General features: G+C 36.6%; 18 protein-coding genes. 1 reads left to right on the top strand and 17 read right to left on the bottom strand.

The genetic code is table 11. The features are described 5' to 3' along the window. Positions 1–3 precede the first annotated feature (3 nt). From infB to rpsB, 14 genes are all read right to left on the bottom strand, one after another. The gene (gene infB, locus BMX83_RS00580; RefSeq protein WP_091631852.1) at positions 4–2,418 is read right to left on the bottom strand and encodes a translation initiation factor IF-2; all 2,415 of its coding nucleotides are present in this window, start codon (positions 2,416–2,418) and stop codon (positions 4–6) included. 22 nt (positions 2,419–2,440) lie between these two features. After that, positions 2,441–2,740 (bottom strand): L7Ae/L30e/S12e/Gadd45 family ribosomal protein, encoded by a 300-nt coding sequence (locus tag BMX83_RS00575; protein ID WP_091631850.1) that lies wholly within the window; start codon positions 2,738–2,740, stop codon positions 2,441–2,443. After that, positions 2,730–3,026 (bottom strand): RNase P modulator RnpM, encoded by a 297-nt coding sequence (rnpM, locus tag BMX83_RS00570; protein WP_091631847.1) that lies wholly within the window; start codon positions 3,024–3,026, stop codon positions 2,730–2,732. Before rnpM ends, BMX83_RS00575 begins: the two co-directional genes overlap by 11 nt. 26 nt (positions 3,027–3,052) lie before the next feature. Beyond that, on the bottom strand, positions 3,053–4,489 hold the full coding sequence (gene nusA, locus BMX83_RS00565; RefSeq protein ID WP_091631845.1) for a transcription termination factor NusA: 1,437 nt from the start codon (positions 4,487–4,489) through the stop codon (positions 3,053–3,055). A 40-nt stretch (positions 4,490–4,529) separates the two neighbouring features. Further along, positions 4,530–5,000: a ribosome maturation factor RimP gene (gene rimP / locus BMX83_RS00560; protein WP_091631839.1), complete on the bottom strand. Its 471-nt coding sequence runs from the start codon at positions 4,998–5,000 to the stop codon at positions 4,530–4,532. A gap of 164 nt (positions 5,001–5,164) precedes the next feature. Beyond that, positions 5,165–9,496, bottom strand: a complete 4,332-nt coding sequence (locus BMX83_RS00555) for a PolC-type DNA polymerase III (protein WP_091631836.1) — start codon at positions 9,494–9,496, stop codon at positions 5,165–5,167. A 91-nt stretch (positions 9,497–9,587) separates the two neighbouring features. Continuing rightward, the gene (locus BMX83_RS00550; protein ID WP_091631834.1) at positions 9,588–11,306 is read right to left on the bottom strand and encodes a proline--tRNA ligase; all 1,719 of its coding nucleotides are present in this window, start codon (positions 11,304–11,306) and stop codon (positions 9,588–9,590) included. A gap of 25 nt (positions 11,307–11,331) precedes the next feature. Beyond that, positions 11,332–12,597 (bottom strand): RIP metalloprotease RseP, encoded by a 1,266-nt coding sequence (rseP, locus tag BMX83_RS00545; protein WP_177170445.1) that lies wholly within the window; start codon positions 12,595–12,597, stop codon positions 11,332–11,334. Between the two features lie 22 nt (positions 12,598–12,619). Then, positions 12,620–13,399 carry a phosphatidate cytidylyltransferase gene (locus BMX83_RS00540; protein ID WP_091631828.1) on the bottom strand — a complete coding sequence of 260 codons (780 nt, stop codon included), beginning with the start codon at positions 13,397–13,399 and terminating at the stop codon, positions 12,620–12,622. Positions 13,400–13,423: 24 nt separating this feature from the next. After that, entirely contained in the window at positions 13,424–14,176 is a 753-nt protein-coding gene (locus BMX83_RS00535; RefSeq protein WP_245746598.1) for an undecaprenyl pyrophosphate synthase, read from the bottom strand. Between the two features lie 365 nt (positions 14,177–14,541). Further along, a complete protein-coding gene (gene frr / locus BMX83_RS00530; RefSeq protein ID WP_091631826.1) occupies positions 14,542–15,099 on the bottom strand; it encodes a ribosome recycling factor in 558 nt (185 codons plus the stop codon). Beyond that, positions 15,096–15,824 (bottom strand): UMP kinase, encoded by a 729-nt coding sequence (gene pyrH, locus BMX83_RS00525; RefSeq protein WP_091632085.1) that lies wholly within the window; start codon positions 15,822–15,824, stop codon positions 15,096–15,098. The genes frr and pyrH overlap by 4 nt, the downstream gene beginning before the upstream one ends. Before the next feature lie 138 nt (positions 15,825–15,962). Then, a complete protein-coding gene (tsf, locus tag BMX83_RS00520; protein WP_091631823.1) occupies positions 15,963–16,844 on the bottom strand; it encodes a translation elongation factor Ts in 882 nt (293 codons plus the stop codon). Positions 16,845–16,894: 50 nt separating this feature from the next. Then, positions 16,895–17,653, bottom strand: coding sequence for a 30S ribosomal protein S2 (gene rpsB, locus BMX83_RS00515; RefSeq protein ID WP_091631820.1), 759 nt, complete (start codon positions 17,651–17,653; stop codon positions 16,895–16,897). 412 nt (positions 17,654–18,065) lie between these two features. Here rpsB and BMX83_RS00510 point away from each other — a divergent pair, with 412 nt between their 5' ends. Next, positions 18,066–18,653 (top strand): lysophospholipid acyltransferase family protein, encoded by a 588-nt coding sequence (locus BMX83_RS00510; RefSeq protein ID WP_091631818.1) that lies wholly within the window; start codon positions 18,066–18,068, stop codon positions 18,651–18,653. A 372-nt stretch (positions 18,654–19,025) separates the two neighbouring features. Here BMX83_RS00510 and BMX83_RS00505 read toward each other — a convergent pair whose 3' ends face one another. The 3 genes from BMX83_RS00505 to BMX83_RS00495 form a co-directional block, all read right to left on the bottom strand. Further along, entirely contained in the window at positions 19,026–20,819 is a 1,794-nt protein-coding gene (locus BMX83_RS00505; RefSeq protein WP_177170437.1) for an ABC transporter ATP-binding protein, read from the bottom strand. Next, entirely contained in the window at positions 20,819–22,570 is a 1,752-nt protein-coding gene (locus BMX83_RS00500) for an ABC transporter ATP-binding protein (RefSeq protein ID WP_091631815.1), read from the bottom strand. The genes BMX83_RS00505 and BMX83_RS00500 overlap by 1 nt, the downstream gene beginning before the upstream one ends. 110 nt (positions 22,571–22,680) lie before the next feature. Next, positions 22,681–22,926 (bottom strand): YneF family protein, encoded by a 246-nt coding sequence (locus tag BMX83_RS00495; RefSeq protein WP_091631813.1) that lies wholly within the window; start codon positions 22,924–22,926, stop codon positions 22,681–22,683. Between the last annotated feature and the right edge of the window lie 98 nt (positions 22,927–23,024).

Raw genomic sequence — 23,024 nt, 5'->3', positions numbered from 1 at the left:
TTCTTATTTTTTAATTTCTACCATTTCAAATGCTTCAATAACGTCATCTACTTCGATATCATTGTATTTTTCAATTGTTAATCCACATTCATAGCCATTTCTTACTTCTTTAGCATCATCTTTGAAGCGTTTCAAACTTGAAAGCTCACCTTCATGTATAACTACTCCATTTCTGATAAGTCTTATCGAACTATTACGTTTGATAACACCATCTGTTACGAAACAACCTGCAATTGTTCCAACTTTGGAAACTGCATAAGTCTCACGAACAGTGACTTGACCAGTAACTTGCTCTTCGTACTCTGGATCAAGCATGCCTGTCATTGCTGCTTCGATTTCATCAATCGCATTATATATAACTTGATGCGTTCTAATATCTACTTCTTCACGGCTTGCACTTTCTTTAGCTTGGACCGTAGGACGCACGTTGAAACCAATAATGATAGCTGAACTTGCAGATGCTAGTGTGACATCACTTTCATTAATGGCTCCCACGCCTGTGTGAATGATATCAATTTTAACACCTTCAACTTCTATTTTCTCCAAACTCGCAGCCAATGCTTCAGCTGAACCTTGAACGTCGGCTTTAATAATGACATTTACTGACTTCAGTTCGCCTTCTTCCAAGCTATCGAATAAGTTTTCAAGTGTGACTTTATTTGTAACTGAACGTTGTGCTTCTGTTGCATCTATCGCTCTAGCTTCTCCTACTTGTCTTGCCGTTTTTTCGTCTTTAAAGACAACGAAGCGATCTCCGGCCTGAGGCGTGCCATTCAAACCAGTAATTTCAACTGGTGTAGAAGGTTTTGCTTCTTGAACACGACGACCTTTATCATTGGTCATCGTTCTCACACGTCCAAATGTATTCCCTACAACAATAGGTTCTCCTTGGTGTAGCGTTCCCTCCTGTACTAGAAGAGTCGCAATAGAACCTTGAGACTTGTCTAATCTTGCTTCAATAACTGTACCAATAGCTAAACGTTTTGGATCTGCTTTTAGTTCCTCAACTTCAGCAACTAGTAAAATCATTTCTAGTAGATCTTCCAAGTTTTTATTCAGCAAGGCTGAAATCTGAACGAAAATTGTATCGCCACCCCAGTCTTCTGGGATTAAACCATGTTCTGTTAACTCTTGCATTACACGGTCTGGATTAGCACCTGGTTTATCTACTTTATTTACTGCAACAATAATTGGAACTTCTGCTGCTTTGGCATGATTTATTGCTTCCACAGTCTGAGGCATAACACCATCATCTGCAGCGACAACAATAATTGCAATATCGGTAACATCCGCACCACGCGCTCTCATAGTAGTGAAAGCAGCATGTCCTGGTGTATCCAAAAATGTAATAACTTTACCATTTTCAGTAACTTGATATGCACCAATATGCTGAGTAATTCCGCCAGCTTCTCCTTCAGTTACTTTTGTTTCACGAAGGCTGTCAAGAAGCGTTGTTTTACCATGGTCGACGTGCCCCATAATTGTAACGGTAGCTGGTCGAGTGACTAAGTTATCTTCATTCGGTTCTTGTTCAAAAAAGGTGTCAAAGTCCGTAAGATCTATTTGAACTTTCTCTTCTGTTTCAATACCGTATTCAGTAGCTAGTAATTCAATCGTTTCTTTGTCTAGCGATTGATTTTGAGTAGCCATTATCCCCATCATGAATAATTTTTTCACGATTTCTGCGGGTTCTCTGTGTAATTTTTTAGCTAACTCGGCTATAGTCATACCATCTGTAAATTCTAAAATTTCTGGAAGTTCTTTGAATTTACGTGGTGTTACTGGGCCTTTAGGTTTTTGGTTTTTTCTACCTTTACGTTTTCTTGCTCCAGCAGGTCCACCGTGAATCCCTCTGTGCTGTCTAGAACTACGTCTTCTTTTGTTTTCAAAAGACTGTTTCTGTTTTTCATCAGTTGTGCGCTTAGGTAATTCATTTGCTTTACCTGTGCTTGCTGATGATGTTGCTTTTTTCTGATTGTTTTTTGTTTGTGAGGATGCTTTTTTATTATTTATATTTGTTTGTCCTTTACTGTGTTGAGAATTCTTCTCATTATTTTTGTTTGTTTGTTTATTTTGTGATGCTTGTTTTACGTTAGAGTTCTTATTCGTTTGAGCATTATTTTGATGCTCTTTTTTAGGCCGATCTGCTTGTTTATTACTTGCAGTATTATTTTCATTGGCCTTTTTTATTGACGTTGTATTGTTCTGCTTTGTCTTTTTACTATTATTAGATTTCATTTGAGAACCAGCCGATTTACTTTTTTGGCTAAATGCTTTTTTTAGTTGTTCGACTTCTTTGTCTTCCATAGAAGACATATGACTACTGTAGTTTATGCCTACATTTTTTGCTTTCTCAAGAACATCTTTACTTGCCATTTTATTTTCTTTCGCGAATTCATAGACTCTTTTCTTGCCCATATAATCACCTTCCCAATCTTAATTAGAGCAATTTTTGAAGGGAATGCTTAAAACCATCATCAATGAGGGCACATACTGTCCGGTCCTTCCCTAAAGTGTGAGAAAGTTCTTCTCGAGTAAATTCCACAACGAGAGGAACATTATAATATTCACACTTATTCAAAAATTGTTTTGACGTATTGTTGCTGGCATCAGATGCTAGACAGACAATTTTCGCCTTGTTCGATCTTACAGATTGAAGAACTAGCGCTTCGCCGGAAACTAGTTTACCAGCGCGTTGAGCTAATCCAAATAGATTTAACGTACGTTGCCTATTGTTCATTTTCGATTTCCATTCTTGCTTTTTTATACTCAATGTACTCTACTAATTCATCGTAAAACGAATCATCGACATGCGTATTTAAAGATTGATCGAGTACTTTTCTACTTTTTCCATTTTCAATATGTTTAATGTCTAAAGAAACATATGCTCCACGACCGTTTTTCTTTCCTGTTGGGTCAATTGAAACATCCCCTTCTTTATTTCTGACTATGCGCACCATTTCTTTTTTTGGTTTCATTTCGCCAGATACAACACATTTCCTCATAGGTACCTTACGCTTTTGCATAATCCATCACCTTATATAACATCCTTTTATTCACCACTGTTTTCGTCATCATCAGAAAAAGTTGCTTCTTCAACTTCCTTCATAGACGCTTTATGGCTTTCTTCCTCACCCATACCGTCTCTCTCTTCTGCAAACTCAACTAAATCTTCCGCTTGATTAGGATTTAATTGACCTGCTTGAAAGTCAGTTTCCATTACAGGTTCACCCGGCTGGCGATCCATGTTTTCACTATCTTCTGCTAATACTGTTGAATCCGAGTCATCCGATACATCTGAATCTTTATACTGTTCAACTTCAGTGGAATCATCATCTTCGAATAATGAAGGTGATTCTGAAATGGATTCAAGATCATTCGTCGCGTCGGCATCATTTTCATTTAACGCTTCTAAAAATGCATCATCTTTAAGTTCTTCAGACTCATTACTCAGTGCTTCCATATCGGATTCTGACTTGATATCAATTTTGAATCCAGTTAACTTAGCTGCTAGACGTACATTTTGCCCACGTTTACCAATTGCCAGAGACAACTGATAATCTGGCACAACAATGATACAGGAATGCTGATCTTCATCAAACTGAACATCAACGACTTGAGCAGGATTTAGAGCATTCTTAATATAAACTGCTGGATCTTTATCCCATTCAACAATATCCATGTTTTCTCCGTGCAACTCATTAACAATCGCTTGAACACGAGCCCCTCTAGGCCCCACACAAGTTCCTACAGGGTCAACATTTTCGTCACGAGAAAAAACAGCTATTTTTGAACGATCTCCGGCTTCCCGAGCAATCGAAACTACTTCTACGATACCGTCATAAATTTCAGGTACTTCTTGTTCAAATAATCGTTTGATTAAATTAGGATGTGTACGACTCACAAAAACTTGTGGTCCTTTAGTTGAATTCTCGACTTTACTAACATAAACCTTGATTCGATCATGTGTTTCATATGTTTCATTCTCGATTTGATCACGTTGTGATAGTACAGCCTCTACTTTACCTAAATTAATATAGATAAATTTGTTGTCTTGTCTTTCTACCGTACCTGTCATCAAATCGTCTTCATATTCAATGTACTCATTATAAATAATTGAACGTTCTGCTTCTCTCATTCGCTGCATAATAACTTGCTTGGCTGTTTGAGCTGCAATTCGCCCAAAGTTTTTGGGGGTAACTTTAAACTTAATTTTATCCCCTAACTCATACGCTTTCTTTAGCTCACGCGCTTCTTCTAAACTAATTTCAAGCTGAGAATCGTAGACATCTTCGACAACCTCTTTAACTTGATAAACAGTGATTGACCCTTTTTTTTCATTAAAGTCTACTTCAACATTTTGTGATGTTCCATAATTACGTTTGTAAGCTGAAACTAAAGCAGCTTCTAGCGCATCAATTACAATCTCTTTGGAAATGCCTTTTTCTTTTTCCAAGGTTTCAAGAGCAGATGCTAATTCTTTACTCATATTTTTACATCCTTTACTTAGTTCTAGACTAACGGTGTTTTTAAAATTCGATAGCCAATCGAGCCTTAGCTATGTGTTTTTTTTCAATTTCTAAATCTTTGAGTTTGGTCTTGTCTTTAATAGTTATGACGATATAGTCTTCATGCCACTCTTTAAGTGTGCCATCATAAGCATCATTCCCTTTAATTTCTCCATGCAATTTAACATGGATATATTCCCCTACTGCATTTTTTAAATCTTCTTCAGTACGAAGAGGTTTTTCAGCTCCTGGTGAGGAAACTTCTAAATAATATGCATGAGGAATTGGGTCTGGTTCCACAGCATCCAATCTTTCTCCAATTTTTTCACTGAATAGAGCACAATCATCTAGATCAACGCCTTCTGGTTTGTCGATATATAGTCGTAAAAACCAGTTTTTACCTTCTTTTAAATAGTCTACATCAACCAATTCATAGCCTAGTTCTGATGCGATTGGTCGTGAAATTTCTCTAACTTTTTCTACAGTATTCAAATATTGCTTCACTCCTCAAATTCATATTGTCTTTTGTTTTAATTTTAATAAAGGCTGTGAAAAAGAGTGAGCGGATTCGCTCACTCTTTCCTCAGTCTATCCCGCTCGATTCGTTAATACTATACCATAGTTGGGCAGTTTGCGCAACTTACACCCCTTCTTTATTACAAATCAAATAAGGATAATTGGTTTTCATCAGGCATACCCACTAAGGCCTGGTTTGTTTCCAAATACTCCATCACCGTCTTGGAAACTTTCCCTCTTCGAGACAAGTCTTCTTTAGATAAGAAAGGTCCCTCTTTTCTCGCTTCCACAATAGCATTAGCCACACTTGCTCCTAGTGATGGAACAGCTCTAAATGGTGCAATTAATGCATCGTCTTCTATCAAAAAGTCTTTTGCATCTGATTTATCGATATCAACCATTTTAAATGAAAAACCACGTTCGACCATTTCGTTTGCGATTTCAAGAACGGTTAATAGATTTTTCTCTTTGGTTGATGCGTCCATTCCTTTATCTGTAATTTCTTTCATTCGTGACTTAATTTCTTCTTTTCCTTTAGACATAGCCTCCAAATCAAAATCACTGGCTCTGATAGAGAAATATGCAGCATAGTAGTATAAAGGATGATGGACTTTAAAATAAGCTACGCGTAGCGCCATCAAAATATAAGCGGCAGCATGCGCTTTAGGGAACATATACTTTATTTTCAAACATGATGCGATATACCATTCTGGTACCTCTTTATCACGCATTTCCTTTTGCCACTCGTCAGGTATCCCTCGACCTTTTCTCACGTATTCCATAATCTGGAAAGCTAAACCATCATCAAGTCCCTTATGTTGTAGATAAATCATAATGTCGTCTCGACAACCAATAACTTCGGACAATGGAATATTATTCTTCCTTATAAGCTCCTCCGCATTACCTAGCCATACATCGGTCCCGTGTGATAGTCCTGATATCTGAAGTAATTCTGCAAAGGTCGTTGGCTTTGTTTGTTCAAGCATCTGACGAACAAAACGTGTCCCAAACTCTGGCACACCTAATGTACCAGTTTTTGAAAAAATTTGTTCTTCTGTGACACCCAAGACCTCGGTCCCACTAAATAACTTCATAACGTCAGGATCATTGACAGGTATTTCTAATGGGTCCATCCCAGATAAATCTTGCAACATACGGATCATACTCGGATCATCATGTCCTAGTATATCTAATTTCAAAACGTTGTCATGTATAGAATGGAAGTCAAAGTGTGTTGTTTTCCACTCAGATTCCTGATCATCCGCAGGGAATTGGATAGGCGAAAAGTCATAAACATCCATATAATCTGGGATAACGATAATCCCTCCTGGGTGTTGTCCAGTCGTGCGTTTGACGCCTGTCAATCCCTTGGATAATCGATCAACTTCAGCTGAACGATAAGTTAGTTGGTGATCGCGTTCATAGCCTTTAACAAAACCAAATGCGGTTCGATCTGCTATTGTACCAATTGTTCCAGCTCGATAAACATATTCTTCACCAAATAATTCTTTTGTATACAAGTGAGCTCTAGATTGATATTCTCCCGAAAAGTTTAAATCAATATCGGGTACTTTGTCACCATTAAAACCTAAAAAAGTTTCAAACGGAATATCCTGACCATCTCTATAGAGCATACTTTCACATTTTGGACATTTCTTTTCAGGTAAATCAAACCCTGATCCATATTCTCCATTAGTGAAAAACTCAGAATATTGACAGTCCAAACAACGATAGTGGGGTGGCATAGGATTAACTTCAGTAATTCCAGTTAAGGTAGCAACTAAACTGGACCCCACAGAACCTCTTGACCCTACAAGATAACCATCTTCTACACTTTTATGAACCAGTTTCTGTGAGATTAGATAAATAACTGAAAAGCCATTGCCGATAATACTATCAAGCTCTTTTTCTATACGGGCTTCTATGATTTCAGGTAAGGTTTCACTATATAATTCATGCGCTTTATCATAACTCATCTTCCGAATTTCTTCTTCGGACCCTTCCATTTTCGGTGTATATAAATCCTCTTTTACTGGAGTAATATCATCTGCAATACTATCTACAAGGTCATTCGGATTTTTTATGACTACCTCTTCTACACGTTCATCACCCAAGAATGAAAGACTTTCTATCATTTCGTCTGTCGTACGGAAATATACGGGTGGGTTTTTATGTTGACGAACATGAGATTTATTTTGTGTCTCCAATAAAATATCTCTGTAAACACCGTCTTCAGGATTAATGAAATGTACATTTCCCGTTGCGATGACTTTTTTGTTTAATTCTTTACCTAAATCAACAATGTTTTCGATAATGTCTTCCAAATCATCTTTGTTTCTAACCAATTCACGATTAATTAGGTCCAAATAGGCCTCTTTTGGCATAATCTCAAGATAGTCATAATAGTCAGCTTTCCTTTTCGCTTCTTCATAGCCACGCTGCATCATCGCTTCGAACACTTCACCTTGTGCACATCCTGAACCAACAATAAGTCCTTCTCTGTATTTATCAAGAAAAGACCTTGGCACACGTGGCACCCGATAAAAGTAGTTGACAAGGGAGCCAGAGATAAGTTTAAATAAATTCTTCAAACCTGCCTGATCTTTTGCCCAAATGGTTACATGATTGGGTCTCGCCTTCTTATAAGCGTCCCCTCCACCCATGTATTTATTCAAATCACTGTGTCGCTCAATATTGTATTCTGCCTTAGCTTTTTTTACGAAAATCCAAAGTAGCTGTCCTGTCGTTTGTGAATCATAAATCGCCCTATGATGCTGTTCTAAATTAACTTTAAAGCGTTTAGCTAGTGTATTTAATCGGTGCGTTTTAAACGTTGGATTTATAAAACGCGAAAATTCCAACGTATCTATGACGGGTAAATCAGACATTGGCATTCCATGTTTTTTGTATGCAGTATTCAAGAATCCCATATCAAAAGTAGCATTATGAGCAACCAATAGTGTTCCCTCTGAAAATGCTCTAAATTGCTCTAGTACATCTTTTTCTGATTTAGATCCTCGAATCATTTCATCTGTGATACCTGTTAAATTGATTGTGGTATTTGATAAACGATGACCTGGATCAATAAATTCTTGGAATTCAGCGACAACATTTCCTTTATACATCTTAACAGCAGCTAGTTCTATTATATTATCGTAAATTGCTGAAAGTCCGGTTGTCTCAACATCAAAAACAACATAAGTAGCATCGTCTAAATTATCATCTGATTCATTGTAGGCAATAGGTACGCCATCATCAACAAGGTTAGCTTCTACACCATAGATAATCTTAACATTATGCTTGTTTCCCGCTGAATGGGCTTCAGGATAAGACTGAGCAACGCCGTGATCAGTAATAGCGATTGCCTTATGGCCCCAATCCGCCGCTTGTTTCACAAGGTCTGTCGCGCTTGGTGTGGCATCCATTTGACTCATATTTGTATGCGTATGAAGCTCCACTCTTTTATTGTCTTCAGGATATGTATCCTTACGACTTGCATGGTATGTTTGCGTTATATCCTGCACATTCATCACCAAATCACGCATGAACGTATCTTCCTGAATACTTCCCCTAACTTTAACCCATGTTCCCGTTCTCATTCGATCAAACATTGCTTCATCTTGTTCATTGTTGGAAAATCTTTTACATGAAAAAGAGGAGGAATAGTCAGTGATCTTGAAAATAAGTAGTTTTCGCCCTGAGCGAAGTTCTCTTACCTCTGAATCAAAAATGTAGCCTTCAAGCGTGACACGTCTCTCTTCCTCTTCGATAGATATCATCTGTTTTATTTCTTCATTAGCAGGAATCGGACGTCCCAATTTAATTGGACCTTCTGATTTATTATCTTTTTTCTTCTCTTTTTTCTTTTCAGCTTTTTCCACTAATCGAGTGTACTCTTTTGCTAAAAGCTGGTCATCTTCTTCCTTTTGTAGTTTAAATTCTTCAACTTTCTTTTTATGAGCATTTGTATCGATTAAAGGTGAAATTTTAAAATTTGAAGGAAAACCAAGCTGATGATAGCTTTCAGATATTTTAGGTAAAAATTCTTTTTCATATTTTTCCTTAGCTAATTCCTGATCAATCAAGAAATACCATTGTTCATCTTTTATTGTTGGATAATTTTCAGCGAGTGTTTGATTGCAAATAGGAGAATCAATCCCACTAAGATCACAAGCATATTTCCAGTACTGTTTCGTCTTTTCTTCAGTAATAACTGGGTTTGCAGTAACAATAAACAATTCAATATCTGAAACTGCATCGAAAGATGTTTTCATTGCATTTTTTAAAGACAAAAAAAGTGGGAAAGGTAAGATGTTATTTAGACTTAATGTAATGCGCCATTTTTGTTCTTGCTTAAATACAGTAACTTGCTCTACTTCTCCCCCCTCAAGCCATTCAGCTTCTTCAAAAGTAGGAGAATATTCAATTTGTTTCAAGAGGGTTTGAAATAATTCTTTTTTACTTAAACTCACATTCAATCCTTCTTTCTTAAGATTTCGGTCTTACAAAAATAATAAAGTGGATATGAAAACTGAGGCAGTTTATGCCTCAGTTTTCATATCACTATTTCTGTTCAAGATTTGCGTTCAAGATTTCAACGGTCGAAAGAATATCATCCACTTTCGTTTCGACTCTTTCACCTGTCTTTCTTATCGTCACTTCTACAATATTTTCGGAAGCCTTTTTCCCAACGATGATTTGTACCGGAATCCCGATGAGTTCTGCATCAGTAAATTTAACCCCTGCACGTTCTTTTCTATCGTCGATTAAAACTGAATATCCTAATTTCTCAAATTTTTGACATAGCTCTGTAGCCAAATTCATCTGTTCTTCTTTTTTCACTTGAACAGGTATAACATGTATATCAAAAGGCGCAACGGCAGATGGCCAAACAAGGCCTTTATCGTCCGCATACTGTTCAGCAATAGCAGATAACAGTCTGCTTACACCAATCCCGTAACTTCCCATAATGACTGACGTCTGTCTGCCATTATTATCTAAAACAGTGGCATTCATTGCATCACTGTAACGTGTGCCTAATTTAAATATATGTCCGATTTCAATACCTCTAGTAAAGTGAAGTTCTCCTTTGTTGTCTGGATCAGGGTCACCTTCCTTTACGATGCGTATGTCTGCATAAGTATCTACAGTGAAATCTTTTTTTGCATTAACATTTGTGTAATGTAAGTCTTCCTGGTTTGCTCCAGTTACTCCATTCACCATATCCTGTACAAGAAGGTCAGCAACGATTTTAACACTTCCGTCTAAGCCAACTGGTCCAACATATCCAGGATGTGTTTTGAATTTCGTTTTAATTTCTTCATCTGTAGCTGGCTCAACCTCTTCTGCGGCAAGTGCCATTCTAAGTTTGACCTCATTCACATCTTGGTCGCCAGGTACTATGGCTAATACGGGCGTTTCTTTGTCAGCCATATACAGAACGCTCTTGAAAATGTTCTGTTTAGCAACTTTCAAAAAGTCCGAAAGGTCATTTATTGTCTTTATTCCAGGTGTTTTTACTTCTTTCAATTCAAGTTGGACGTCTGTTTTAGGAGAGTTCTTATAATAGCTAGACGCCATTTCTAAGTTTGCTGCATAATCTGTTGAATCTGAGTATACTACTGTATCTTCGCCTGCATCAGAAAGTGCCATGAATTCAATAGAATCTCTCCCTCCCATTGCTCCAGCATCGCCAATGATCGCACGAAAATCTAGCCCTAATCTAGTAAAGGAATTGTTATAAGCCTGTGCTATCAAATTATAATATTCAGACAAACTTTCATAAGTGTCATGAAAAGTGTAAGCGTCTTTCATTATGAATTCTCTCCCACGCATAAGACCGAAACGGGGCCGTTTTTCATCACGATACTTTGTTTGAAATTGATATAATAACAAGGGTAACTTCTTGTAAGACTTGATTTCCTCACTAATTAGTTTAGCAAAGGTTTCCTCATGAGTTGGACCAAGAATAAAGTCCCTCTCGTGTCTATCTTTCAGCTTAATTAAATCTTCACCGTATGTTTCATATCGGCCTGATTCTTTCCATAAGTCAGCTGGTAATAAAGCTGGCAGTAACATTTCAGAACCATCAATAGCATTAAGCTCTTCACGGATAATTGCTTTTATTTTCTCGAGCACCTTGTTTGCAAGAGGCAAGTAACTATATATTCCGGATGAAGATTGGCGTATATAACCTGCGCGTAACAACAATTGATGACTAATAACATCAGCATCATTGGGGACATCTCTTAAGGTTGGTGCAAATAATTTTGATTGCTTCATTATAAACTGATAACTCCTTCAATAGTTAATTTAAAAAGAATGTTTGTATATCATTCCACGTAACAAGTAGCATGAGTATAACAAGGAAAAGAGCGCCAATAAGAGTAATATACCCTTCTTTGTCTTGACTTATAGGTTTTCCTCGGATACCTTCAATTATATTTAGCAGCAATTTGCCTCCGTCTAAAGCAGGGATTGGCAAAAGATTCATGATGCCTAAATTGACACTTAAAAAACCAAGCCAGCTTATGAGTCCAATAGCTCCTGCCTGAACAACAGCCTCTGTCGTAGCATAAATAGCCACTGGTCCGCCTAACTGATCTACACTAAAGCCACCAGTGAAAAAAGAAGCTAATAGTGAAAATATTTGACTAATAATAAATACCGTATTTGTAAAGCCATAAGACAGTTTAGCACTTACACTATCTTCCATATAGGCGGCTATACCAATTCTACCGATATCCTCTCCGTCTTGCTCAAAAGTCATTGGCACAATAGATTCTTTATAAGTGTTCCCACTTTTATCTTCCATTTGGAAAGCTAGTTCTTCTCCTGGATTTTCTTGTATAACCATGACCATTTCATTCCAAGATTCTACATCTTCCCCACCAATCGAGAGCACCCGATCTCCTGTTTCCAAATTAGATTCAGCAGCTGGTGTATCTTCTGTGATTTCACCAATTAGAGAGTCATTCGAGCTTACGCCTCCTTGAACGAAGGCTAGTAGTGTAAAAGCTAGTATTGCCAAGATAAAGTTATTTAACGGTCCAGCAAAATTCGTTAGCATACGTTGCAACAGCGAAGCACTTTGAAACTGCCTGTCTTTGGGAGCAACTTGTAATATTGTCCCATCCTTTTCGACTAATAGTGCGTCACGGTTTACTTGAAAGGTCTTTTCTTCAGTATCCGTACCGACACGGCCAGTTAAATACATTTCTTCTTCTAAATCAAACGAAGAGACTTCGATTGGAACTGTGTCGACCGACTCATTTGTTCCTTGTATATCAATTTTTTCAACTTTGTCTGCCTTGTCTAAGGTCACCTTAACAGCCATTCCGGGTCTTAAATCAGCTTCTTCTTCATAGCCAGCCATTCTGACATATCCGCCCACAGGCAACATGCGAATTGTATAAGTCGTTTCTCCTTTTCGGTGGTGAAAAAGTTTCGGACCAAAACCGATTGCAAATTCACGCACGAGAATGCCTGCGCGTTTCGCAAAATAAAAGTGCCCAAACTCATGAACGACAACAATTATTCCAAAAACGAGTAAAAATGCTAAAATATTTTCAATCATATAAAATCTCCTTTACAAATTACACTACTCCAAGTATAAACAGGACATTTAAAACAAGGAGCATGCTATCAAATCGATCAAGTATTCCTCCGTGTCCTGGTAAAATATTTCCTGAATCTTTAGTACCATACTCTCTCTTTAATTTAGATTCAAGAAGATCTCCCACTTGTCCAGTAACAGATATAATTACCATTAGGAAAAACGTAGCAAATAAACTGTCTGACAGCGGAAAAAAGAAGAGATAGATAAATACAAGTGTTGAAGCTAGGAGTGTCCCTCCCAAAGCACCCTCAACGGTTTTATTCGGAGATATTTTTGGTGCCAGTTTTGTCTTGCCTATTTTTCTACCAATTAAATAAGCACCAGAGTCCGTAGCCCATATTACTACCAAAACAAGTGCCAATAATAGGAGATTCGTTGCTCTAAGGGCCACAAATGCATAGAACCCTATCCCTACATAGCTTAACATTAAAATGATTTCTGCAATATCTTTTGTTGTTGTTTTTTGGAAAACAAGCGAATATAAAAAAAGCAGCACCATAGTTAGTACAATAATTCGCGAGAACACTTCTACTGCAGATAAAATTGGTAAACTAACTGACAAAACAATTATGAAAACACTAGCCAGAGATAAAAGTGAAGGAAAAGATAATAATCTCATTTTTTTCATTCGTAGGAACTCTGAAAGTCCAATCGTAGCAATTATTGCCATACCAATAACTAATGGCCAGGATCCTATCCAAACAAGGGGTATAAAAAGCGCTACAGCTATAAGGGCTGTAATTACTCTAGTAAACATATTCTATCCTCTGCTTTCTGTATTTTAAATTGCTCCATATCGTCTTTGTCTTTTTTGATATTCCAATAAAGCTTGATCAAAGACAGTTGCATCAAAATCAGGCCAGAGCAATTCAGTGAAATAAAACTCGCTATAAGCATTCTGCCAGAGTAAAAAATTACTCAATCGTTGTTCTCCGCTACTTCTAATTAATAAATCGACATCCTGATAAGGTGTTATAGACTGGGTAAATAGATGCTCTTCTATTCTATCTTCAGTAATGTCATTGGAGGACAATTCATTATTTATTACTTTTTCACACAGTATTTGAGTTGCTTTAACGATTTCAGCTCTACCTCCGTAATTGAAAGCAAAATTTAATACCATACCTGTATTATTTTTAGTTTCGTCCATTGCTTTATTAATTGCTTTTTTAGTTGATTTAGGCACCTTCTCTTCAAACCCAATCATATTAACTTTGATGTTGTTTTTTTGCAGTTCAGGTACAAAGCGATCAAAAAAACGTATCGGCAAGCCCATAAGGAAATGGACTTCCTGTGGTGGTCTTTTCCAATTTTCTGTAGAAAACGCATAGAGTGTAAGAACCTTGACTCCTCTTTCACTTGCTCTCATGGTCACCCTTCTTATGGCTTCCATACCTTCTTCATGGCCAAATTTTCGTGGCTTATCTTGTTTTTGTGCCCATCGACCATTACCATCCATAATAACCGCTACATGATTTGGAATGTTTTTTTTTTGCTTGTCCATAATAATCGGTGCGTAGACTAACTGCACCATACCCTCCTAAAGTCTTAAACGTCTCTTTTATTGTAGTAAAAAAACACATGGATTACCATTAAATTTTTTATAAATTAAATCTAGAGCAATCCTTTTGGTTTATCAAAATTAGTCTATTTGATACAATATGAATAGCTTTATTTTCATTTTAATAACATTTTCCAAAGGAGGAGAACTTATATGAAGCGTTTAAGTAAGTATGTTCTAAGTCTAGTTATCACTGCAGTTGTGACTAAACTTGTTAATAAATATATTATAGATAAATTATAACTATTCAAAAAAGGAGAGTAAACTCATAAACTTAAAGAATGATACCTTTAGAAGAGGACATTCTTTTAAGTTTCCTTGAGCTACTCTCCTTGCTTTTAACCCTCGATGATTTCTTTTTCCTTTTCATTTGAAAGTTTATCGATCTCTTTAACACTTGCGTCCGTCAGTTTCTGTACATCCTCTTCATACTGACGCAACTCATCTTCTGTTATGTCACTAGCTTTTTCAGCTTTTTTAAGTGAATCCATCGCATCACGACGAATATTTCTTATTACTATTTTTGCGCTTTCAGCTTCTTTGCCAACCTGCTTAGCGATGTCTTTGCGACGCTCTTCAGTTAAAGCTGGAACAACTAATCTAATCACATTACCATCATTGGACGGTGGAATTCCAATATCAGATTGATTTAATGATTTTTCAATATTTCCTAATGAGCTCTTGTCATAAGGTGTAATCAAAAGTACACGTGCTTCCGGAACTGAAATTTGTGCTAGTTGATTCAGTGGTGTTGGCGCACCGTAATATTCAACGTTAACCCGATTCAACAGACTAGGATTAGCACGACCTGCTCGGATGGTTCCTAACTCTCTTAAATAAGACTGTTCAGATTGTTTCATACGTAATTTAGCATCTTTTAAAATTTCTTGTGTCATTGTTTTTTCCTCCTAACAGTTGTTCCTATCGTTTCTCCTTGAACAACACGTTTAATGTTTCCTTTTTTATTTAAATTAAATACTACCAGAGGGATATCGTTATCCATACTTAATGATGAAGCTGTTGTATCCATAACCTGTAATGAGTTATTTATGATATCTAGATAAGTTAATTCCTCATACTTAACTGCATCGCTATTTACATTTGGATCAGAAGAATAGATTCCATCAACATTATTTTTTGCCATCATAATAACATCTGCCTGCATTTCAGCAGCTCTAAGCGCAGCTGTTGTATCTGTTGAAAAATATGGACTACCTGTCCCACCTGCAAAAATAACAACTCTTCCTTTTTCTAAATGCCGCATTGCTTTTCTTCTGATGTAAGGTTCTGCGACTTGACGCATCTCTATTGAAGTCTGTACACGAGTGGGAACTCCGATGTTTTCAAGAGAATCCTGCAGAGCTAGTCCATTCATAATCGTAGCGATCATCCCCATATAATCAGCCTGAGAGCGTTCCATACCCATCTCTGCACCTATATGCCCACGCCAGATATTACCTCCACCCACGATTATAGCTATCTCAACACCTAATTCATGGACATCTTTTATTTCTTGACAAATCTCGTGAATGGTTGGTGGCTGTATGCCGAATCCTGTATCACCAGCAAGTGCTTCTCCACTTAGTTTCAATATAATTCGCTTATACTTCGGTTCATTCATAAAATCTTTCCCTTCATCATTCATACAATCCAATTTTACCATAATTAGCGAGTAGCGTCATCAACAAATGCGATACGATTTTTATGCTCTTTAAAAAAAAGCAGGAGATAGTTAAACGCTATCCCTGCTTTAATTAAATTATTTATTTTCTAATTGACTTTGTACTTCTGCTGCAAAGTCTTCAGAACGTTTTTCAATTCCTTCGCCAACTTCGTAACGAATGAATGACTTGATTGAAGCATTATTTTCTTTCAAATATTCTCCAACAGTTAAATCTGGATTTTTAACGTAAGGCTGGTCTACTAGACTTACTTCAGCTAACCATTTATTCAAACGGCCTTGTACCATTTTTTCAACGATATTGGCTGGTTTACCTTCGTTTATAGCTTGTTCTGTCAATACACTTAACTCGTGATCTCTTTCTTCTTGAGCAACATCTTCACGTGTAATGTATTTAGGGTTGATTGCTGCAACGTGCATAGCAACATTTCGAGCAACTTCTTCATCAGATCCTTCTAAAACAGTTAGGACAGTAATACGTCCACCCATGTGTTCGTAATCACCAAACACATCTTTATCTGTTTTATCAACAACTGCGAAACGACGGAAAGTAATTTTTTCTCCAATAGTCGTTGTTGCTTCAGTAATTGTATCTTCGATTGTTTCACCGTTCATATCCAGTTTTTGAGCTTCTTCAACAGATGATGGCTTATTTTGTGCCACTGTTTTAGTGATACCTTTTACAAGGTTCTGGAATTTGTCGTTTTTAGAAACAAAGTCAGTTTCAGAGTTGATTTCAGCGATTGCTGCAACATTATCTTCAATATAAATGTTTGCTAAGCCTTCAGCTGCAATACGGTCTGCTTTTTTTGCTGCTTTAGAAACACCTTTTTCTCTAAGATAATCTACAGCTGCTTCCATATCGCCATCAGTTTCTACTAATGCTTTTTTAGCATCCATCATACCTACGCCAGTTTTATCGCGTAATTCTTTAACTTGAGCTGCTTTAATATTTGCCACTAGTTTTTTCCTCCTTCAGTAGATCGTGATTCTAGTTCGTTAATTTTAAATTATTCGTTGTCGCCTTCAACAACTTCAACAATTTCATCTAAAGAATCAGATTTTGCTTCTTCTTCGAAGCTTTCTTCTCCTTGGTTACCTTCTATAATAGCGTCTGCCATTGTTTTAGTTAATAGTTTAACTGCACGAATAGCGTCATCATTTGAAGGGATGATTACATCAACATCATCTGGATCACAGTTTGTGTCTACCATAGCAACGATAGGAATATTAAGTTTTTGAGCTTCTTTAACTGCAATGTGTTCTTTACGAGGATCTACAATGAACAAGGCATCTGGTTTACCAGGCATGTCTTTGATTCCGCCCAAGAATTTATCTAAGCGGTCACGTTCTTTTATCAAGATACCTACTTCTTTTTTAGGTAAGACTTCAAATGTTCCGTCTTCTTCCATTTTTTCTAAATCTTTTAAGCGTTTGATACGTTTTTGAATCGTATCCCAGTTAGTTAATGTTCCACCAAGCCAACGGTGATTAATGTAGTAAGCACCGGCTCTTTTAGCTTCTTCTTGAATAGCGTCTTGTGCTTGTTTTTTAGTCCCTACAAAAAGAACGTTTCCGCCATCTTCTGTAACTTCTCTTACATAGTTGTAAGCTTTATCAATCAACTTAACTGTTTTTTGCAAGTCAATGATGTAAATACCGTTTCTTTCTGTAAAGATGAAAGGTTTCATTTTTGGATTCCAACGTCTTGTCTGGTGTCCAAAGTGAACGCCTGATTCTAATAATTGTTTCATTGATACTACTGCCATTTGTCATTCCTCCATTTGGTTTTTTATTTTCCTCCCTTGATGTCAACTGTCTGAACACTCTGTGGCTGCAGAGCACCATTCAAAACATCGATCAAGGTGTGAAATTAGTGCTTTAAGCACCGTCAATAAGTATACAATAATAAATGACGAATTGCAATACATAAATAACTATATAAAGCTAGATTTATTAACATAGGTAAGAAATGGTGCTCGAAATCCCCTTCTGGTACTGATTTTTTGTTCTATCCATGTCTTACCCAAAGACAGTAACAGTAAATTTGTCTTTAGCTTTTTAATTATCATTTATTCGTATTATTTTATTTTTATTGCATTAGCTTCGGAAAAAATTCTTGCTAAATATTCTACTCTAACGCATACTATTTATAGAAGATAAAAAAAGGAAGTGCTTTATATGTTTTTTTCAATTGTTAGAAGTATTATTCGTCTATTAGCATGGATACTTAATGGGAAACCTACTTTTATCGGTAAAGAGAATCTACCGCAGGATGACAACTATATTCTAATTGCCCCACATCGTTCTTGGATTGATATAGTATATCTTGTTCTAGCAACAACTCCAAAGCAGTTTAGCGTTATGGCTAAAAAGGAGCTCTTTAAAAACCCAGTTTTTCGATGGATTATTACACACTTGAATGCTTTTCCAGTCGATAGGGATAAGCCCGGACCAAGCGCCATAAAAAAACCTGTTAAATCTTTGAAGGAAACAAATCTTGGTTTGATTATATTCCCATCAGGCACACGTCATTCCAGTGAATTAAAAGGCGGAGCAATTACAATTGCTAAATTAAGTAAAAAACCGATTATTCCGGCTGTTTATAGTGGTCCACTTACATTCAGCGAATTAGTCAAAAGAAAGAAACCGGTTGTTCGTTTCGGCAAACCTTTCTACGTTGAACGTAAGATTGAAGGTGTCAAGGATACAACCGCTTATTACTCAGATAAAATCCAAACAGTTTTTGACGAATTAGATCACAATTAAAACAAACATTTCATGTTCTATTTTTTATAAAAACCGGTTGGCGTATGAGCGCCAGCCGGTTTTTTTGATTAAATGCATTCCTGTGAATTAAAGAGATATAAAACGTTTAACTCAAAGCTTAACTGTGCGTGAGTGGACATTTTTCTTCTCGTAATGTCATACTCACTGGTTAACTGCTAGCGAGTGTGCACTTTCATTCTCGTAATGTCATACCCAAACATTAACTATTAGTGAGTGTGCACTTTGATCCTCTTGACCCGGCATACAGCATCCAAAACATGCTAGTTGAATAAATATATAGAATTAATACAAAAAAAACAAGCAGTAAAGACTCATCGGTAGAAGAGCCTAAATGCTTGTTTAAAAACTTAACTATTTTGTTTGCAAACCAAGATTTTGTAGCTCATACATATCTTTATATTGGCCGCCACGATCTATAAGTTCATCATGCGTTCCACGTTCTATGATATGCCCGTTATCCAGCACTAAAATCTTATCTGCATCTCTAATTGTAGATAATCTATGGGCAATAGCAACCGTTGTACGCCCTTTACGCATACGCTGAAGTCCTTCTTGTATCAAGGCCTCTGTTTCTGTATCGATATTGGCAGTTGCCTCATCCAATATAAGGATTTTAGGATCTCTTACGATTGTACTTGCAAATGAAATAAGTTGTTTCTGACCACTTGAGAAACTAGCGCCACGTTCTACAACTTTTGCATCATACTGACCTGGAAGTTCCTCAATGAACTTGTTTGCTTGTACAAAACGTGCTGATTCAACAATTTCTCTATCTGTAATTGATTTATTTAGTAATCGAATATTATCCTTAATTGTACCATAAAAAAGGAATGAATCTTGAAGAACTAAACCAATTCGTTGTCTAAGCTCTCGCATAGGAAACTCCTTAATTGATTTTCCATCAATAAGTACCTCTCCCTCGTCAAAATCATAAAAACGCATGAGCACATTGATTATAGAAGACTTCCCGCTGCCTGTATGACCCACCAAGGCAATTGTTTCACCCGGATTAACTGTGAACGAGATATTCTTTAATACTTTATTCGTGCCATCGTAGGAAAACGATACATCTTTAAATTCAATTTTACCTTCTTCAATGTGGGCGTCTTTATTATCTAATTGAGCCGGTGCATATTCCTCGTTATCCATAACAGTCAAGATTCGGCTACTTGAAACAATGCCGTCTTGGAATAAACTCATACTGTCCATTAGCCGGGTAAGTGGTCTGAAAAAGTTATTCGCATATGTTGTAAAGGCGTATATAACCCCAACCTCCACAGGGCCATTCAAAGCATCAAAACCAAATATCGTCAAAATAACAACAATGGATAGAGTATATAAGAGATTGATAACAGGACTTAAAAGTAACGCATTGATTTTTGTCATTGAAAACCTGGAATCAAAATAAGATTTATTCGTCTCTTCAAATTCTTTTTGCAATCGTTTCTCTTGACGAAATTGCTGGATTATCGAAATCCCATTGATTGTCTCAGCTAATTTAGTGTTCAGTAAACTAAGTTTGGATTTCATTTCGCTGTATGTTTTTGAACTATACACTTGATAAATTCTGATTATAATCAGCAATATCGGAGCAAAGAGTAAAATCCAAAGCGTTACAGATACATCCAACAGAAACATTGCTCCTAAGGATATAACAACACTAAAGATACCTTGCATGATATTTAAAAAGACATTCCAGAAATCTTTCATTGCTTCAGTATCATTCGTTACACGAGTAATTAGCCAACCTGTTGAGGTTTGGTCAAAGAAACGCATCCCTAATGTGTGGAGCTTTTCAAAAAGTTGATTACGTATATTTTTAATAGTCTTTTCTGAAGCCATATTAAAAAGATAAAGCTCCAAATACCAAACCGTCATTCTTATAAGCGTTACGCCAAAATGTAAACCGGCAAACATTAAAATGATTTGAATCGTTAAGTTTCCTGTTGTTAAGTGATTATCTATAAATTGTTGAATAATTCTCGGCAATGCAGCTGTTGATATTGCCAACGCTACACTGAAAAATATGGCCAACGCAAATTGATTTTTATATGGCTTTCCGAAGGCCATTATTCGTTTCAAAACATGCATTTGTTCTTTGAAAGGTATGGATCTTCTAACTGATAATTCTTTTTGCTCCATCATTAACGATCCTCCCCTTCCAATTTTCGTTCAAGCTGTTGCTGCGCATACATGTCATTATACCAACCATCTTTTTCAAGCAATTCACTATGCGTACCTCTTTCGATGATTGTTCCTTCTTCAACTACAATAATTTCTTCAGCATGCATCACAGAACTAATTCTATGGGCTGCAATAATAGTTGTCTGTTCTTGACGAACATTTTTCAAACCGGTTAATATGATTTCTTCTGTTTTAGCGTCTACTGCCGATAAGGAGTCATCTAAAATCATTAGCTCAGGATTAATTAGAATGGCTCGAGCAATTGAAATACGTTGCTTCTGCCCGCCTGAAAGTGACACCCCTCGTTCTCCCACTTCCGTATCATAGCCCTCTGGGAGTTCGATGATATCGTTATGGATATTGGCTAATTTTGCAGCTGATTCAACAGCCTCATCGGAGAAAGTTGGGTCTGCAAAACGTATATTCTCTCTTATTGTTGTCGAGAAAAGATAATTATCTTGTGGAACGTAACCGATCTGTTTTAAAAGAGCGTCTAATGTATAATCTTTTATATCATAGCCTCCGTAACGAATCGTCCCTTTATAATTATCATATTCACGGAGTAAAAGCTTCATAATAGACGTTTTTCCCGCACCTGTTTTCCCTACGATACCCAATGTTTTTCCTTGTTCCATCGTAAAGTTTATATGATGTAAAGCGACCGTTTCATCATCTGGATAACTAAATGACTCAATTTCAAAGTTTAAAGTACCAGTTATTGGCTTCTCAAAAGCCCCTTGTCTTTCTTCAATGGCACTTTCTTCATGTAATAATTCCTCAATACGATCATAACTTGCTGATCCTCGTTCAATAATGTTGAATAAGCGTCCAATAGCAAACATAGGCCAAACGAGCATGCCTATATAATTAATGAATGTGACAAAGTCTCCTATGGTGATTTCGTTTCCCATAATAAGATATCCACCTACTACTATAGTAAGAACATAAGATACTCCCATAATTAAAGTAATCGCTGGATCGAAAAGCGAGTCAATCTTGTAGACAGATTTATTTTTAGAAACAACATTGTCCGTCTGTTTCTCAAATGCATCAACATCTTCTTTCTCTTGACCAAACGTTTTCATTACTTTAATGCCCTGAATGCTTTCTTGCACTTTATTATTTAAATGTGAAAAAGCTGCTTGTGCATCTCTAAAGCGCACATGTAACTTTTGTCCTAATATTCTTGAAGTTAAAGCTAAAAAAGGCAATGGAATAACTGCAATCAAAGTTAAGCGCCAATCAACAACAAATAGCATAGCCAAAAGTGTCGTGACCCCCACACTTATTGCATCAGCCATAGTTAAAACACCACCACCCGCAACCATTCTAAGGCCACGCAAGTCATTAGTAGCGTGAGCCATCAAATCACCGGCTCTATATTTTTGAAAAAAAGTATTATCCATACTTGTAAAGTGTTCATATAACTGCTTTCTGACAATCTGTTCTAATTTGGCAGCGTTTCCCCATATGTTCACTCGCCAAATATACCGTAAAACATATTGTAGAATAGCAGTCGACGTTAGAATTATCAACCATTGTAACAGAGAGCTTTGAGTTAAAGCATCCGTTTCTATCTCATCCACTACAATACCAATAATTCGAGGCGGAATAAGTTGCAATACAGCTACAATTAACAAGCCTGCAACACCTATTAAATAGGATTTTTTTTCTTGCTTGAAAAACCATCCTAATCGTTTAAATATATCCATTTTCTAATCTCCCACAATTATCGTATAGTAAAATGTTGTTATTCAATTATGACAATATGTCATAATTGAATCAAATTAAACGGACAGAAATCTGTCCGTTTAATTTTACTTTATTTCTTTTTCTTTTTTGTATTTTTACTCTTTTGCTGAGTTTTCATTTGACTCATCATTTGGTTAATTTTTCTTTCAGAAGGTTTTTGCCCCATTTGCATCATCATCATACGCAACATGTTTTCATCGATGGGTGGATTTTTTTCAAAGTAATCCATCATGTATTTTCTTGCGAGGAAAAACCCTCCAACGAGCCCTCCAATTAAGGCCAATATAATTAATAATATCGCTAACCATGTATCCATTCTATTCACTCCTCTCAATTTTTTCAACTTATAAAATTCTGTCGCTCGTTTTATACAAATAAAACTGCTCACTGGACTATTTTACACAATTAATAATG

This window comes from Alkalibacterium gilvum (assembly GCF_900109085.1).
Classification (GTDB): domain Bacteria; phylum Bacillota; class Bacilli; order Lactobacillales; family Carnobacteriaceae_A; genus Alkalibacterium; species Alkalibacterium gilvum.
Note: the sequence above shows the minus strand (reverse complement) of the source record. Positions and strands in the feature narration are given on the sequence as shown.

Bases quoted from the DNA above. Each gene is read 5' to 3' on its own strand.
- rpsB (WP_091631820.1), bottom strand. From the start codon at position 17,653: ATGGCAGTAGTATCAATGAAACAATTATTAGAATCAGGCGTTCACTTT.
- BMX83_RS00500 (WP_091631815.1), bottom strand. From the start codon at position 22,570: ATGGATATATTTAAACGATTAGGATGGTTTTTCAAGCAAGAAAAAAAA.
- BMX83_RS00535 (WP_245746598.1), bottom strand. From the start codon at position 14,176: ATGGTGCAGTTAGTCTACGCACCGATTATTATGGACAAGCAAAAAAAA.
- BMX83_RS00575 (WP_091631850.1), bottom strand. From the start codon at position 2,740: ATGAACAATAGGCAACGTACGTTAAATCTATTTGGATTAGCTCAACGC.
- pyrH (WP_091632085.1), bottom strand. From the start codon at position 15,824: ATGAATGAACCGAAGTATAAGCGAATTATATTGAAACTAAGTGGAGAA.
- infB (WP_091631852.1), bottom strand. From the start codon at position 2,418: ATGGGCAAGAAAAGAGTCTATGAATTCGCGAAAGAAAATAAAATGGCA.
- frr (WP_091631826.1), bottom strand. From the start codon at position 15,099: ATGACACAAGAAATTTTAAAAGATGCTAAATTACGTATGAAACAATCT.
- BMX83_RS00540 (WP_091631828.1), bottom strand. From the start codon at position 13,399: ATGTTTACTAGAGTAATTACAGCCCTTATAGCTGTAGCGCTTTTTATA.
- BMX83_RS00550 (WP_091631834.1), bottom strand. From the start codon at position 11,306: ATGAAGCAATCAAAATTATTTGCACCAACCTTAAGAGATGTCCCCAAT.
- BMX83_RS00510 (WP_091631818.1), top strand. From the start codon at position 18,066: ATGTTTTTTTCAATTGTTAGAAGTATTATTCGTCTATTAGCATGGATA.
- rnpM (WP_091631847.1), bottom strand. From the start codon at position 3,026: ATGCAAAAGCGTAAGGTACCTATGAGGAAATGTGTTGTATCTGGCGAA.
- BMX83_RS00505 (WP_177170437.1), bottom strand. From the start codon at position 20,819: ATGATGGAGCAAAAAGAATTATCAGTTAGAAGATCCATACCTTTCAAA.
- BMX83_RS00495 (WP_091631813.1), bottom strand. From the start codon at position 22,926: ATGGATACATGGTTAGCGATATTATTAATTATATTGGCCTTAATTGGA.
- nusA (WP_091631845.1), bottom strand. From the start codon at position 4,489: ATGAGTAAAGAATTAGCATCTGCTCTTGAAACCTTGGAAAAAGAAAAA.